The following is a 15,168-nucleotide window of genomic DNA, read 5'->3' as shown; positions in this document are numbered from 1 at the left end:
ATCAGTTCTACCGAATATCGGGGAGACGCGGGCGTTTGACTCTTCTAACTACTCTTCCAACAGGATAATCTTGCGGCGTTCTACGTTATAATTCACTTGTTTTGAGTTGACCCGGCCTGCCGGGTGATGAGGTGAGACGATGAAAAACATATCAACCGGCCAGAGACGGCTGGCTGCCATTTTAGGGCTGTCACTCGCCGGATTTGTCAGCTTGGCCGTCCAGAACCGAACCGGGCTCGCCATGTTCTTCGCCGGTTCCCTTCTGGCGTTCGCCCAGTGCGGCGCGCTTCTGGCGTCCGACGAGCTTCGCCGGCTGTTCGGCCCGTCGGACCGAGAGGACGCGACGAGAAAGAAGACGGTCGTTCCGCCGTGGCTCAGGACGCTTGGCGCGATCGTTCCGCTCGTCCTTTTGGCCGCCGTGTGGAGCTGGTTTTTCCTCATCGTGGGCGACTTGCCTCCCCAGGAGACCTTGTCGTGGCTCGACGGCATTTTGGCGGTCGTCCCGCTTCTCGTTTCGATTCTCTTGGCCAGTTGGTGGAGACTCTTTGAAGATGATGTCGCCGACGGCGCTCTGATCGGCGCGTTCCTTCGGGCCGACCGAGTCATTTTCGGCATTCTGGCAGGCGGCGCGGCCCTGTTCATCTGGACAGGCGTCTCGATTTCCCTGCCGGTTCGGATCGCGTTCATCCTGCTGTGGGCCTACGCTCTCGTCTCGTTTGCCGTCGGCGCCGTTGGGTTCGTCCTGTCCCTCAGGAGCGGAAACGACGCGCAGTTCGCCATGGCCGGCCGGCTCTTCGGCGGCTCGACGCTGGTCGATCAGCTTTCCGCCCACACCGGCCTGTCGCTCCACTCCCTCTGGAGCCTCGGGTACCTGCGGAAAAAACTTCCCCTGACGGCTCTGGCCGTGGCGGGCATCATATGGTACGCCACAGGGTTCGTGGAAGTCGGCCCCGGCCAGCAGGCCGCGGTGTACCACTTCGGCCGGCTGTCGGCTCATAACATCACCGGCCCGGGGTTTCACATGGTGCCGCCGTGGCCGCTTGGACGAGTCGAGGTCTTCAACACCGACCGGATTCAGGCGCAGGAAGTGGGCTTTCAGCCCAACCAGTCAAAGGACTTCCTCTGGGCCCAGTCCCACAGCACCGACGAGATGTCGTTGGTCACAGGCGGCGGCAAGGAGCTGGCCGCGATTAACCTGATCGTGAAATGGCGGATCGGGGACCTGTTCAGCTACCTGACCAACTACGCTGACCCGGAGCGGCAGCTCATCGCCCAGTCCTACCGACTGTTGGTTCAGGAGACCGCGTCCAGCGATCTGGACACCCTCATTTCCAAACGGCGGCACGACCTGTCCGAACGGGTTATGAACGGGCTCAGGGACTTCTGCAACAAAAACGCCTTAGGTCTCCAAGTCGAAGACGTGGTGGTCAAGAGTATTCACCCGCCGATCGAGATCGGCTCGGTCTACCAGTCGGTGGTCAGCGCCCAGATCGACAAGGCGACCGCCCGACTGGCCGCGCAGGGCGACGCCGACGCCGCGATAGCCGGCGCGCAAAGCGACGGCAAGCGAATGCTGGACGATGCCAAGGCCGAGTCGGAGCTGAAAAACGCCGACGCCAAGTCGGAGGCGACGAGTTATCTGGCCAGCCGGGAAGCGTACCACTCCTCGCCGGCCTGCTACGAGTTCACCAAGACGATGGCCGCCCTGACTCAGGCCTTGGCCGGGCGGAAACTGTATCTGCTAGGAGACGGCGTCGCCCCCGAGCGGCTGATCCTCTCCAACGGCCAGTCTCAGCTCACAGGCGCCGACGGCGCCGCTTTAGACTCAACTCTCTATCAGGACGGCCAGAACGGCTCAGCCGGCGCCGCTTCGACCGCGCCATCCGCCGCCTCGGGGCAGGCGGCTGGCAGCCCGGCGAGCACTGAACGCAAATAGGAGGAATTGACGAATGGCTAAAGAAAGAACTCTCGCTCAGGTCTGCCTCAAGTGGGTACTGGCCGCCGTGGCGCTGGGCCTGATCGCCTTTTTCGGCTTTACCTTTCAGGTTCAGGAGCGTCAGCTGGCTCTGGTGCTGCGGTTTGGCGCGCCCCGGTCTGTGGTGACCCAGTCGGGCCTCCACTTCCGGCTCCCGTGGCCGTTTGAGGAAGTTCGGCACTACGACGGGCGCCTTCGGTACCAGGAGTCGGGCTTTTTGGAAACCCTCACCCGGGACAAGAAAAACGTCGTGCTCCAGACCTGGACGACCTGGCAGATATCCGATCCGCTCAAGTTCGCCACGGCAGTCGGCAACGACGAACAGGCGTCCAAATACCTTGACGACCTGACGACGAACGCCACCAACGGCGTGATGGGCAACTACGACCTGACCGCGCTCGTCTCGCTGGACGAGGGCGACCTGAAAATCGAGAAGATCGAAGGGGACCTGTTCGATCAGGTGGCCGACTCGGCCCAGCGCCAGTACGGCGTCCGAGTGACGGCGGTCAAGCTGCGCCGCGTCGGTTTCCCCTCGTCCAACATGGCCAGCGTGCTGAACCAGATGTCCGCCGACCGGCAAAAGCAGGTCGTCCGTCTGGCGGCCGAAGGCGAGCGCGACGCGTCGGCGATCCGCGGCGACGCGGACGTGCAGGCCGCCACGATCCGAGCCAACGCGCAGGAAGAAGCCGCGGCCATCACCGCCCAGTCTGAGAAGGACGTCTCGGCCATCTACGCGGCCGCCCACTCGAAGGATCCGGAGCTCTTCAAGTTCCTCACCAAGCTCCGCGTTCTTGAAGCTGCGGTGAACGAGTCGACGGTCCTCGTGCTCCGAACTTCCCAGAGCCCGTTTGACGTGCTGAGCGCCAACCCGCTGATCGGCCGCAAGCCCCTTCCCCAGACGCCAGCAAAAGAAAAGGCCGTCTCAACGCCGAACGAGCCGGCCGCGGAGAGCAATCAGTGAACCGCCAAGACTCCTCCGCCTTGGCCAACGCCTTGGTCACTCTGGCGGGGTGCTTCCGCTGGGGCGTCATCATCATCCTCGTCGGTCTGGCCTTTTCCGGACTTCGGATGATTAAAAACGACGAAGCGGCGGTGATCCTGCGGTTCGGCCGGCTGGTGGGCTCAAGCCGGCAGGAGCAGGTTCACGGCCCTGGACTGCTCGTCGCGTTCCCGTCGGTGATTGACCGCGTGGTCGTCGTGCCGGTCGGCCGCGTCCACGAGGTGACAATCGACGCGTTCGCGCCGGGGCTGTCCACTCTGGGACTGATTCGCGCCTCCGGATACGCCCTCACGGGAGACGGCAGCGCCGTCACGCTCCGCGCCACCGCCAAGTACCGCATCGAAGACCCGGTCGCCTGGGCCTTAGCGGTCCAAAACCCCGCCGATATCGTTAGAGGCACCGTCACGTCAGCCATCGGGCAGGCCGCCGCCGGCTCGCCGGTGGATCAGCTGCTGACCACCGGCAAAAAGGAGCTGGCCGAAAAAATTCTGTCCGCCGCTCAGAAACAGCTGGACAAGCTCGACACCGGCGTCGGGCTGATCGCGCTCGAGTTCCGCGCCATCGAGCCGCCGCGGGAGACGAAAGCGGCATTTGACGCGGTCATCGATGCGACGGTCAACCGGGAGACGGCGGTGAAAGAGGCGGTTCAGTACCGGGAGCAGATCGTCCCGGCCGCCGTGGCCGACGCGGCTCAGACGGTGCAGGACGCCAAGGCGCTGGCGTCTCACGCCTCGGCCGCGGCCAAAACCGACCTGGCCGAGTTCTGGGGCGTGCTGCCCCAGTTTCAGACGAGCCCGCTGGTCACGTCCGAACGGCTGTGGGCCGACCGGGTGTCCGAGCTTCTGCAGCGCATGAAGACCACGTGGGGCCTGCCGCCTGACGGCTCGCCGCGGCTTCTGCTGCCTTAGGAGGAACTCATGAAGCGCATTCATTCCATGGCCGACGACTCGCTGCGGGCCGCCGGCGGCAGCTCGCTCACAGCCAGCGAGCGGGAGCGCATCGAAAACCGCATTTTTCTGGCGCTGGCCGCTCTGGCCTGCCTTTTCGCCGGCCTAATTTACCGGAGCCTCTTCCCCTCCCAAACCGCCGTCACCGGCTTTATCTTCTTGGCCGGCTGCCTGATCGGCGCGTCCCCGGCGTTCGTCGCCGCCGCGCAGGGTTTTTTAAGCCCCAACACGACGAACAGCACTGAAATTCTCGTCACCATCGCCATTTTGGCGAGCTTCGTCAGCGGATCCCACGTGACCGCCGTGCTGATTCCCGTCATCCTGTCGTGCGCCCACTTCTTCGAAGAGCGCAGCATTCTGGGCGGGCGCGAGGCCATCGAGGGACTTCGCCGCATGCAGGCTAAGACGGCGCTGCTCGTCGAAGACGGCGCGGAACGGTCGGTAGACGCCGCAAGCCTTGTGCCGGGACAGATTGTCGCCGTCAAGCCGGGAATGACCTTCCCCATCGACGGGACCGTCCTGTCCGGCAAGAGCAACGTGGACCAAAAATCGCTGACCGGCGAGTCGCTGCCCCAGTCCGTCAAAGCGGGAGACCCGGTGTACGCTGGGACAGTCAACTTGGACGGCCCCCTGACAGTCCGGGTCGACAAGCCGGCGGACAACACGTCGTTCGCCAAGATTCTGGAGCTAATGCACCGGGCCGAGCGAATCACGATTCCCGAAGCCCGCGTCATCGACACGTTTCTCCACTACTACATCCCGTTCTCTTTGGCCGCAGCCGGAGCCGTGGGGCTTTTCACCCACGACATCTCACGGGCCATCGCCATTCTCGTCGTCAGCTGCCCGTGCGGCCAGCTGCTGGTCAGCTCCGCCCCGATGATCGCCGCGCTGGGAACCGCGTCGCGGCACGGGCTGCTCATTAAAAACTCCAAGTTCATCGAGGACCTGACCCGGGTCGACACGGTCGTTTTGGACAAGACGGGAACCCTCACGCTGGGCGAGCTTCAGTGCACCGACCTTCAGCCACAGCCCGGCGTCACGAAAAGTGAACTGCTCGAAGCGGCAGCCGTTGCCGCCAAAGACTCGCTTCATCCCATCTCCCGGGCCGTTGCCGCCGCTGCCGGAACCGCCGGCTCGTGGACGGACTGGGAAGTGCGGGAACACTCCGGCCGAGGCATGGAAGCCCGGCGCGGCGGCGACGTCATCCTTTTCGGCAGCGCCGGCTGGCTGACCGAAGAGGGCTTTGACGTGCCGGACGTCTCAAACATCGGCCCGGTGTCGTGGACTGCGAAAAACGGCCGCCTGCTGGGCTGTCTGCTCTTCGGCGACCAAGTGAGGAACAGCGCCCCGGAGGCCATGGGACGTCTGCGCCAGCTGGGCGTGAAGAGGATCGTCATGCTGACCGGCGACAACGACTCATCGGCTCAGGCCGTGGGGAAAGCCTGCGGCATGGACGATATCCGCTCCCGGCTCCTGCCGGAAGACAAGCTGGAAGCCGTCCGAGAGCTTCGAGGGTCCGGCGTAGTACTGGTTGCCGGCGACGGGGTCAACGACGTGCCGGCGTTGGCCGAAGCCGACGTCGGACTGGCGCTCGGCGCCATGGGCAGCGACGCCGCCGTGGACAGCGCGGACGTGGCTCTGATGAACAACGACCTGAACCACATCCCGTTCGCCCTCGACTTGGCCCGCTCCACCAGACGGATCATCGTCCAGAACGTGGCTCTCACGTTCTCGATCAGCTTCGTCATGATCGCCCTCTCGGCCGCGGGAATCGTCGTCCCTCTGACCGGCGCGGTGCTCCACAACGTGGGCGCGTTCGCCGTCCTGCTCAACAGCTCCCGGCTCCTGTCCCTGACGCCGGAAGGTTCCCTTTCGCGCTGACGGCAAATAAAAACGCCGCCGCCCTTTTGAGGGCGGCGGCATTTTTATTCGCCACGTTATCCGGGAAGTCGAAAGGCCAAGTGCGGCCGGCCGTCGAAGAGCGTCACAGCCGCGTCCACGCCGAACAGTTTCTTGACGAACGGGGCCGTCAGCAACTCGGCCGGCGTCCCGTACCCGGCCACTCGTCCGTCTTCCAGTGCCAAAATCCGGTCGGCGACGAGAGACGCCAAGTTCAGGTCGTGAATGACCACCGCGGTCGTCTTCTTCTCCTGCCGGAGCAGCGCCGCAACGGCCAAAGCGTGAGCCGGGTCAAGGTGGTTCATCGGCTCGTCGAGGACGAGCGCCGCGGCGTCCTGACACAGCACCCGGGCCAGCATGACCCGCTGCCGCTCCCCGCCGGACATATCGGACACCCGACGGGATCCGAACCCCTCGAGGCCCACCCGAGCCAACGCGGCCTCGGCGAATCCAAAGTCGTCCGCCTCGTACGCCCGGCCGAATCCGCGCTGGGCGTAACGGCCCATCACCACCAAATCGGAAGCGGTAAAGTCAGCTCCCAGCAGCATGGCGTCCTGTTCCAGCACGGCCAAGTTTCTGGCCAGCTGCCGGGACGACAGGGTCTCCAGCGGCACGCCGTCGATTTTTATCCGGCCTTGGGACGGATAGGTTCGGGTCAGGTGGCGCAGGAGCGTCGTCTTTCCGCTACCGTTCGGGCCGATGACCGCCGTGACCAGCCCGTCGCCGAACGAGCAGGACACGTGATCCAGCACGTACCGGTCCCCAAGCTGGCAGCTCAGATCTTTAATCTCTATCACGACTGGCCTCCGAACGAATAGTCTTTCTGGACGAGCCACACGAACAACGGCGCGCCGACCAGAGACGTGAGGACCCCGACCGGCAGTTCCTGAGGCGCGTACACCGTGCGGGCGAGCGTGTCCCCCCAGACGAGGATAATCGCGCCCAAGGGCAGGGCCACGGCCGTCAGCCCCTTGTGCCCCGGCCCGACGAGACGGCGGGCCAAGTGCGGCGCGAGTAGCCCGACAAACCCAACCACGCCGGTTTTAGACACCAACAGCGCCACCACCAGAGCGGACGTCAGGGCCGCGCCGATCCGAACCGGCCGAACGGGAATGCCCAGCGACGCGGCAGGTCCGTCGCCCAGCAACAGACCGTCCAACTCTTTGTGAGCGGCCAAGGTCCCGACCACGCCAGCGGCCAGCGCCAACAGCACCGGCGGCAGATCGGCCAGCCGGGCGGTCGAAAAGCTGCCCAGCATCCAGAACATCGCGCTGCGCAGCTCCGAGTCGTTGTGGGCCTCGCAGAGCGTGAACGCCGTTAAGGCTGAGAAAAACGCCCCGACGCCCAGCCCTAAAAGCACCAGCCGCAGGGCTGACGGCCTTTTTCCCGCCAGCGACAGCACGACGGCCAGCGAGAGCACGGCGCCGGCGAAGGCGCCCAGCTGGACGGCCCACCCGCCGGCCCACGGCAGCCCGCCGAAGATGATGATCCACACCGCGCCGGCCGACGCCCCGCTGGAAAGGCCCAGCACGTACGGTTCGGCTACCGGGTTGCGAGTCAAAGTCTGCATCAAGACGCCGGCCAGAGCCAAGACCGCCCCTCCAGAGGCGGCAAGAAGCACCCGGGGAAGGCGCAGCCCCCAGACGATCGCCTCGGCCGCTGGCCCTCCGCCCGGGCCGCCCCACAGGTGCGAGACGAGGACGGCCGCCGTCTGGGACAGCGGGACGTGAACCGCGCCGATGCCGAGCGACAGCAGCACCGAGACGACCAAGAAGACCAAAAGAAAGGGCAAAAGCGTGCCCGCTTTTGCCCTCCTGTCAGTTCTAGTCGCCATACACAGCCTTGCTCAGCCGCTCCAGAGCGTCGATGTTCCGGATGCCCGGGCAGATATCAGCCAAGCTCACCTGTGCGAACGCGTTGTTCTTGATGGCCGTCACGTCCTTGAGGGGCGCGAAGTTCTTAAGCCACTCGATCTTCGTGGGCGCGTCGGTCTCCTGGAAGCGAACGCTCTTGCTGTAGCCGATGACCACGATCACGTCCGGGTTTCCGGCCACGACTTCTTCCCAGCTGCACTTGCCCCACGTCTTCTTCACGCCCTTGCCGGCCAAAATGTTCTCGGCGCCGATCAGGCGGAACAGGTTGGTGGTGAAACCCTCATACACGGTGAACGCGTCGTCGCTGCCCGAATCGTAGATGAAAATCTTCTTCGCGGGCTTGCCGGCAATGCGCTTCTGAATCGCCGCCAGCTGCTCCTTCTGCTTTTCCACGTACGCCTTCGCCCGGTCTTCAACCCGGAAGATGCGCCCGAAGGTCATGAAATCGTCAAACAGCGTGTCCAGGTTGGCGTCAAAGTCCACGGTCGAACGGGGAATGAAAATCTTCACGTTCCGATCGAGCAGCGCCTGAGCTTCCAGCCCCTTCTTGGAGAAGGCGGTAGCCCAGCCGGTGGCGAAGTCCGGCGAAGTGGCCATGAAGACTTCCATCGACGGCCAAGTGTCGGACAGCACGGGGACCTTCTTGTACGCCTCGGCAACGGGCGGATAAATCGGCTCCTCGAGGAACGCGGTGCCGACCATCGACGGCTCGAGCCCCAGAGCCAGCATCATCTCAGTGGTGAAGTGGGACAGGCTGACCGCCCGCTTGGGCGCCTGCTCGAATTTGCAGGTGTACTTGACCCCGTCCACCTCGCCGGAGACGGTCGGCACGTCCTGAGCGCCGGCCCCTGACGCCGCCATCGCGAGAGCCGCAGCTGCAGCTCCCAGGGAAAGCAAAACCTTTTTGGATCCAAACATTCTCCCATTCCTCCTTTGTGATCTGTTCCTGCTGTCTTTAAAACTGGCTAAAAAAGCGACGGGCCTTTGCCCGTCGCTGTTGCCGCCGTTGGGGTAAGCGCCCTCGGCGAAACATCGAAGTTACCCGTAGGCCGCGGGCCATCGAAGACTCGCGTCCGGCCAGCAGTCTGACTCGCCGGGCCCCGAGGGGCCCGAGCTCACAGTGGCGGCACCGCGCCGGATTTTCACCGGCTTCCCTGGGCCGAAACGCGTTCATTTGACGTTTTGCTCATCATAAAACAGACCGCTCAGCCAGTCAAGAATTCTCTTTACAAAAAAGCCGACGCGAGAGCCATCCAAACGGCAGCCGTTCCGGCGCCGATGACGGTCCCACATGCCAGCAGGCCCGACAGGTACTCCGCGTCGAGGCCGATCGACCGGCCGATGATGTAACAGTTGAACGCTGGGCTGGCCGCGCAGGTGATGACCGTCGCCACCATAGCCGTCTTATCCGACAGAGGCCAAACGAGATAACAGGCGAAGACGAAAAGCGGCAGCAGAACCAGCTTGACCGCCAAGTCAGGCCAGCAGCCTTTCAGCGCCCGGGGGAGACCATGAAGGTCCAGCGACGCGCCGATGACGACGAGGGCCAGAGCCGTCGAGCCCTGCCCCATAATTCCCAAGGCCGTCAGCAGCCATTCAGGGATGACCGAGGCCGTGCCGGTGAAGACGAACCCCATCGCCAAAAGCGGCGCGATGAACACCGGGTTGACGGCGGTCCGCTTGGCCCCGTCGGCCAAGCCCTGCCAGTCAAACCGGCCGGACAGGGCGACCTCCGCCGCCATCAGCGGGCCGATGTTGTAGAACGGCGTCGACAGCGCGACGAAAGCCGCCATGGCCGACTCGCCGTCCTCGCCCAGCCACAGGGCGACCAACGGCATGGCCACGTAGATGATGTTGCTCCGCACGTCGGCCAGAAAGACCGCGCCGACCCGCCGCCGGTCAAATCCCCGAAGCCACGCCAGCAGTCCCGCCGCCGCCATCGCGAACAGGAACCCGCCATAAATGATCAGCGTGTACCTCAGCCCCTGGACCTGTCCGGGCCGGAACTTGAGCCCCGCGACGAACAGGGCCGCCGGCATGAAAGCATAAAAAAGCAGCTGGGTCATTCCGACCTCAGCCGCTTCGGTCACAATCCCGCGTCCATGGAGCCACCACCCCAAAAACATCAAGGACAGCAGCGCAATAACAGGTGAAACGACAGACATCCAATTCTCCTCTCCAGATGAACTACAGCAGATAAAGCACAGCGCCGTTTCTCTACGGCTTGGAAGGTTCCGGCACGAGCTCCTGAAGCTCTCCCGGCTCGGAAAAGATCGACGAAACAGTAAAAGAAACCGATCGCTTCCTGCCCGTACCGTCCATGACCGTCGCCTCGTGCTTGCCCGGCTTCATCGGCCACATCACCGAGTCAGTTCCGGAAGGCGACGTGCCGACGAACTGTCCGTCGACAAACCAGTGAACTTGGCCCGCTCCCTCGCACCGCAGAGCCAGCTTGCTGCCCTGCTCGTAGTACAGGTAGTCCGCCCCGTCCAACGGAGAGGCCACGATCATCTGACCGGGCCTGTCGCGGCCGGACATGTAGCGGGAAAGCTCCTTCGGCCAGACGGTCACCACCCGCCCGCCGTGGTATCGGTGCATTTGGCAAACCCCCGAAGGGGAGACAGCCGGAATGTACCAGTCGGACGTCCGAGTCGCGCAGGCCGGCGAAGGGGGTAGCCCCGACAGGGAACAGACGCTCCGCCGCTCGAGCCCCTCGGGACGAGGCACAGGCCACCCTTCAGGCAGATGACGGAAAATCTGGCTGGCCGCGGGAACCGCCGCTGACAGCCCGACAAGCGTGCTGTGAGGGCGCCCGGTCGGATCTCCCAGCCACACGACCAACGTCCACCGACCGTTCCAAACGGCCGTCCACGCGTCCCGAAGGCCGTAGCTCGTCCCGGTCTTAAAAGCGAACTTGCCCCGAAGGGCGTCCACCGACCGCAGGGTGATCGGCAGCCGGGACGGATCGGACAGGCAGTCGGTGACCAGCCAAGCGGCTTGAGGCGTGAACACCTGCTCGACGGCGCCAGTCCGACCGGCCTCAAATACAGGCGAAATTCGCTCCCCCAACCGAGCGAAGACCGTGCAGGCCTCCGCCAGCTGAAGGGGGCTCACCTCACAGCCGCCCAGCACGAGCGAATCCCCGTACCAGTCGGCTTCCTTTTTGATGTTTTCCAGTCCGGCCCGTCTCATCCGCCGCAGAAGCTCGTCAGCCGACACGGCCCGCAGGGCCCGGACGGCCGGGACGTTCAGCGAGTCGTTCAGCGCCCGTTTCGCGCTCACCGGGCCGCGGTACAGTTTGTCGAAGTTCCGCGGCGTCCGTCCGCCCATGCCGAGCGGCGTGTCGGCCATCAGCAGGCCGGGCGTCAGGACGCCCCGCTCGAAGGCCATCGCGTAGACGAACGGCTTGAGGGACGACCCGGGCGAACGAAGGGCGGAGGAACAGTCAACCCACTGGCCCGAGTTCCCGCTGCCCCATCGGGCGTTCGGCACCAGAGCCCGGACCGCGCCGGTCTCGTTTTCCAGCAGGACGGCCGCTGCCGTCACTTCCGGCGGCTGGTGGGCCAACGCGGTTTCAAGCGCCGAGCGGACTATCTTCTGACACGACCGATCAAGCGTCGTCGTCACGTCCTGCCCAATCAGCCGGTCGGTGACAGCCTGACAGAACAGAAGCTCCTGAGACGGCGGCTGAAGCAGTCTGCTGGGCAGAGCCTCGTCCAGCGCGCACTGGTACTGAAAGCTGTCGATAATCCCGGCATCCTTGGCCATCGACAGAATAAGATCCCGCCTGCGTTTGGCCGCCTGCGGGTTCAAGTCCGGACGGTACGCGGTCGGCGCCTTGACCATGCCGACCAGCAGGGCCGCCTGAGCGGCCGTCAAGTGCTGGCATGTTCGGCCGAACCACATCTGGGCGGCCGCCTCGACGCCACGGATATTGGAGCCAAAAGGCGCCCGGTTCAAGTACAGCTCAAGGATCTGTTCTTTCTTCAGCCGGCGCTCCAATGTGTCCGCCTGGGCGAACTCCCGAATCTTCGTCCCCAAGGTCCGCGGCGCGGGGTACGCCATGCGGATGACCTGCGTCGTGATCGTCGACCCGCCCCGGCGGCGGCCCCGGAACGCCCAGTCAACGGCGGCCGAAGCCAGCCCCTGCCAATCCACCCCGCCGTGACGCCAGAACCGTTTGTCCTCCACCAGCACGGTCAGCCGGGGCATCAGCTTCCCCATGGAAGACAGGGGAACCGGCACGCAGAACTCGCCGTCGGCGGACAGAGACATGCCGATGATAGTCCCGTCACGGGACCGAACGACCTGAGACGCCGGCCACGAGGCTAACCGGGCTTCCACCAGCTCAAGCGAACCGAGGCGGCGCCACCCCCAAAAGGAGAGAAGCGCCGACGCGGCAAGAACGCCAAGAATGAACAGCCGCTTCCGCGCCTTACTCATGGCAGCGGCGCGGTGGGACTCGGTAGAAGATCGAACAGAGCACCGGCACGATAATCAGGGTCAAGACCGTCGCCACGGTGAGACCGGCCATAATCGTCACAGCCAGCGGCGCGAACAGCTTGTCGCCAGCCAACGGGATCATTCCCAGAACGGTCGTCACGGCCGACATGCTCACAGGACGCAGTCGGCTCACCCCGGCGTTCACGATCACCTCGTACCGATCCTTGCCGGCGGCGAACTCCGACGCCACTTGATCCAACAGCACGATCGAGTTCTTCGAGAGCATTCCCATCAGGCTCAGGAATCCCAAAAACGCCAAGAACGAGAACGGCTGGTTGCTCAGGAGCAGCCCCCAAGTCACGCCGATCACCGTCAGCGGCAGGCACAGGAAGATGATCGTCGGCTCAATGAACCCGTTAAACAGCAGGACCATCAGGAAGAACATGCCGATCACGCCGTACGGCAGGAGCTGAATAATCCCTCGAACGGCTTCGCCGCTGGTCTTGTACTCGCCGGCCCATTCCAGCTTGTACCCCACAGGCAGCGGAATGGCCTCGACTTTCGGCCGCACGGCGTCCAAAAAGTCGTTGGCGTTTTGGTTCAGCGCTACCTCGCTCTGGACGAGAATCGCCAGCTGCCGGTTGTAGGTCCAAAGGATCTGGTCCTCCCAGTCGCTTTCAAAGGACGTCACCACCGACGAAAGGGGCACAGTCCCCAACGCGGCAGGAGCCCAGATCGGCAGGGACCGAAGCGCGCCGTAGTCAAAACGAATTTTCTTCGGCACGGTCGCCAAAATCGGCAGCAGGTCCTTGCCGTCCCGGTAAAGGCCTACCGTCGTCCCGCCCGAGACCATGTGAATCGTCTGGGCGATCATCGGCCGGGTCAGTCCCAAGTGGCGCATTCGGTCCACCGAGATCTGGGGCTTGAGCACCTTCACCCGGTCGCGCCAGTCCGTGCGGGTAAACCGGCTTCCCGGCGTGGAGCGGAAGATCACCGCCGCCTTGTCGGCCAGCTCGCGCAGGACGTTCGGATCGGGGCCGCTGAACCGGGCCTCGACCTTAGCAGTCAGACCGCTCCCCTTGCTGAACAGCTTGCAGACGCCTTCCACTCCGGGCATCTGGGACATCATCCGCTCGGCGTCCTGAAGGGCGGCCAGCGGGCCGTCCTCCCCGTCCGTCTCGACGATCATCTGAGCGAACGAACTGTTCGGGTCCGGCGGCGCAATCGTCAGAAGGAACCGAAGCCCGCCGCCGCCGGCCACGACCGTCACGTGCTTAACGTCTTTTCTCGCGCTCAGCCCGAGGGCTATCGCCCGTGCCTTCTCAAGGTGACTGTTAATATCCGTCCCCTGAGGCGACCACAGGTCGATGATGAAATACGGGCTGTTCGAGTTGGGGAAGAACGACTTCTTCACCGACTTGAACCCCGCCACGGAGACGGCAAAACATCCGATCGTCATCAGGATGACGAGGAACCGCCAACGAATGCACCACTCTAGGAAACGGCGGTACCACCGAAACAGGAAACTGTCATACGGGTCATCGACTACCTTGGTGCCGTGAAGCAGGAACGAGCCCAGCGCCGGCGTGGCAGTCAGGGCCAAAACCCAGCTCCACAGCAGGGAAATGGAGATGACCTGGAACAGGCTCCGGCAAAATTCGCCGGCCGCCTCGTTCGACAGGCCGACGGGCATGAACCCGAGAATGGCGATCAGGGTCCCGCCCAGAAGCGGCCAGAAATTGACCGTCACAGCTTTTTCGGCCACGGCCGTCAGCTCTTCGCCCCGCCCGACCCCGACGAGCATCTCTTCGGAGATGACGATCGCGTTGTCAACCAGCATGCCCAAGGCGACGATCAGGGTGCCGAGGGACACGATCTGAAGGAAAATCCCTAGGACCTTCATTGTCGCCAGAGTCGCCGCGATGACCAGCAGAAGGACAAGGCCGATGAGCAACCCCGTCCTGAGTCCCATGAAGATCAGCAGAATGCCGACCACGATGGCTACCGACTCGATGACGTTCATGACGAACTCGTTGACCGACTGAGTCACGCCGTCGGACTGCAGGTACACCGGCTGAAGCTCCATTCCGATGGGCATGAAGGGCTTCAGCTTTTCCAGCCGCGCCTTGACGGCCTCGCCCATCGCGACCACGTTGCCGCCCTCGACGGTCGAAATGCCGATGCCGAGCGCCGGCCGGTTGTCATATTCCATCAAAAGCTGAGGCGGCTCGGCCGGGCCGCGGGTGACCTGACCGAGGTCGGACAGGCGCACCAGTGAGCCACCGCTTCCGCCCACAACGAGATTTTCCAGATCACTGAGGCTTGAAATGCCGCTTGTCGGGTCAAGCCGAATCAGCCGGTCGCTCAGCTTCACCTGACCGGCGTCGGTCACCGCGTTCTGCTGATTCAGCACCGAGTACAGCGCCAACGGCGGCAGGTGCATGGCCGCCAGCCGTTCCGGCGTGAACTCTATGCGCACCACGTCAGGCCGGTCGCCGATGATTTTGACGCTCGCCACGCCGGGGACCAAGACCAACTCGCGCTTGATCACGTCGGCGAAGTCCTTCAGCTCCTTCAGCGAGTATCCCTCGCCGGTCAGGGCGTAATACTGGCCGTACACGTCGCCGAAGTCGTTATTAACGACAACCGTCACGCCCGGCGGGAGCTTGATCTTGGCGTCATTCACCTTTTGCCGCAAGATATCCCATATTTCCGGCAGAGCGCTCGTCTTGTACTTCGCCTTCATCTCCGCGTAGATGATCGCCATGCCGGGCGTGCAGCGGGTTTTTATCTCTTTCAGCTGCCCCATGGCCTGAATGGCCTCTTCGAGCGGATCGGCCACCTCGCGGCGAACCTCGTCGGCGCTCGCGCCGGGGTACACCGCCGCCACGATGGCCGTTTTAATCGTAAAGGTCGGGTCTTCCAGCTTGCCCAGCTCGAAGTACGAGACCGCCCCAGCCACCGCGATGAGGAAGCAGAAGAAAAGTACCGATACGCGCCGGACGATAGAGCCCCGTCCCAGTTCCATTT

At 64.0% G+C, this 15,168-nt stretch carries 10 protein-coding genes and 1 riboswitch; of the genes, 4 read left to right on the top strand and 6 right to left on the bottom strand.

Annotation, left to right across the window (positions count from 1 at the left end):
• Positions 1–139: 139 nt before the first annotated feature.
• From hflK (JONANDRAFT_RS01580) to JONANDRAFT_RS01565, 4 genes are read left to right on the top strand one after another with little or no spacing between them, the layout of a single operon-like run.
• Positions 140–1,936 carry a protease modulator HflK gene (gene hflK / locus JONANDRAFT_RS01580; protein WP_008522516.1) on the top strand — a complete coding sequence of 599 codons (1,797 nt, stop codon included), beginning with the start codon at positions 140–142 and terminating at the stop codon, positions 1,934–1,936.
• Between the two features lie 13 nt (positions 1,937–1,949).
• Complete coding sequence (hflC, locus tag JONANDRAFT_RS01575) at positions 1,950–2,936, top strand: protease modulator HflC (protein WP_008522515.1); 987 nt, start codon at positions 1,950–1,952, stop codon at positions 2,934–2,936.
• Positions 2,933–3,883 (top strand): protease modulator HflK, encoded by a 951-nt coding sequence (gene hflK / locus JONANDRAFT_RS01570; RefSeq protein ID WP_008522514.1) that lies wholly within the window; start codon positions 2,933–2,935, stop codon positions 3,881–3,883. The genes hflC and hflK (JONANDRAFT_RS01570) overlap by 4 nt, the downstream gene beginning before the upstream one ends.
• 9 nt (positions 3,884–3,892) lie before the next feature.
• Complete coding sequence (locus JONANDRAFT_RS01565) at positions 3,893–5,803, top strand: heavy metal translocating P-type ATPase (RefSeq protein ID WP_008522513.1); 1,911 nt, start codon at positions 3,893–3,895, stop codon at positions 5,801–5,803.
• A gap of 56 nt (positions 5,804–5,859) precedes the next feature.
• On the opposite strand, the gene JONANDRAFT_RS01560 is transcribed toward JONANDRAFT_RS01565, so the two are convergent.
• The 6 genes from JONANDRAFT_RS01560 to JONANDRAFT_RS01535 all read right to left on the bottom strand — a co-directional run bounded on the left by JONANDRAFT_RS01560 (position 5,860) and on the right by JONANDRAFT_RS01535 (position 15,166).
• Positions 5,860–6,618, bottom strand: coding sequence for an ABC transporter ATP-binding protein (locus JONANDRAFT_RS01560; protein WP_008520158.1), 759 nt, complete (start codon positions 6,616–6,618; stop codon positions 5,860–5,862).
• The gene (locus JONANDRAFT_RS01555) at positions 6,615–7,655 is read right to left on the bottom strand and encodes a FecCD family ABC transporter permease (protein ID WP_008520157.1); all 1,041 of its coding nucleotides are present in this window, start codon (positions 7,653–7,655) and stop codon (positions 6,615–6,617) included. Before JONANDRAFT_RS01555 ends, JONANDRAFT_RS01560 begins: the two co-directional genes overlap by 4 nt.
• Entirely contained in the window at positions 7,645–8,613 is a 969-nt protein-coding gene (locus JONANDRAFT_RS01550; RefSeq protein WP_008522512.1) for an ABC transporter substrate-binding protein, read from the bottom strand. Before JONANDRAFT_RS01550 ends, JONANDRAFT_RS01555 begins: the two co-directional genes overlap by 11 nt.
• Positions 8,614–8,722: 109 nt before the next feature.
• A riboswitch (adenosylcobalamin (AdoCbl) riboswitch) is annotated at positions 8,723–8,877 on the bottom strand.
• 44 nt (positions 8,878–8,921) lie between these two features.
• On the bottom strand, positions 8,922–9,860 hold the full coding sequence (locus JONANDRAFT_RS01545; RefSeq protein WP_008522511.1) for an AEC family transporter: 939 nt from the start codon (positions 9,858–9,860) through the stop codon (positions 8,922–8,924).
• Positions 9,861–9,912: 52 nt separating this feature from the next.
• Entirely contained in the window at positions 9,913–12,138 is a 2,226-nt protein-coding gene (gene pbpC, locus JONANDRAFT_RS01540) for a penicillin-binding protein 1C (RefSeq protein ID WP_008520146.1), read from the bottom strand.
• Entirely contained in the window at positions 12,131–15,166 is a 3,036-nt protein-coding gene (locus tag JONANDRAFT_RS01535; RefSeq protein WP_008520145.1) for an efflux RND transporter permease subunit, read from the bottom strand. Before JONANDRAFT_RS01535 ends, pbpC begins: the two co-directional genes overlap by 8 nt.
• Between the last annotated feature and the right edge of the window lie 2 nt (positions 15,167–15,168).

The organism is Jonquetella anthropi DSM 22815 (assembly GCF_000237805.1).
Taxonomy (GTDB): domain Bacteria; phylum Synergistota; class Synergistia; order Synergistales; family Dethiosulfovibrionaceae; genus Jonquetella; species Jonquetella anthropi.
This window is presented reverse-complemented; position numbering and strand designations above follow the sequence as displayed.

Excerpts from the sequence above, each read along its gene's own strand:
- JONANDRAFT_RS01535 (WP_008520145.1), bottom strand. The coding sequence starts at position 15,166 with ATGGAACTGGGACGGGGCTCTATCGTCCGGCGCGTATCGGTACTTTTC.
- JONANDRAFT_RS01550 (WP_008522512.1), bottom strand. The coding sequence starts at position 8,613 with ATGTTTGGATCCAAAAAGGTTTTGCTTTCCCTGGGAGCTGCAGCTGCG.
- JONANDRAFT_RS01545 (WP_008522511.1), bottom strand. The coding sequence starts at position 9,860 with ATGTCTGTCGTTTCACCTGTTATTGCGCTGCTGTCCTTGATGTTTTTG.
- pbpC (WP_008520146.1), bottom strand. The coding sequence starts at position 12,138 with ATGAGTAAGGCGCGGAAGCGGCTGTTCATTCTTGGCGTTCTTGCCGCG.
- JONANDRAFT_RS01555 (WP_008520157.1), bottom strand. The coding sequence starts at position 7,655 with ATGGCGACTAGAACTGACAGGAGGGCAAAAGCGGGCACGCTTTTGCCC.
- hflC (WP_008522515.1), top strand. The coding sequence starts at position 1,950 with ATGGCTAAAGAAAGAACTCTCGCTCAGGTCTGCCTCAAGTGGGTACTG.
- JONANDRAFT_RS01565 (WP_008522513.1), top strand. The coding sequence starts at position 3,893 with ATGAAGCGCATTCATTCCATGGCCGACGACTCGCTGCGGGCCGCCGGC.
- hflK (WP_008522516.1), top strand. The coding sequence starts at position 140 with ATGAAAAACATATCAACCGGCCAGAGACGGCTGGCTGCCATTTTAGGG.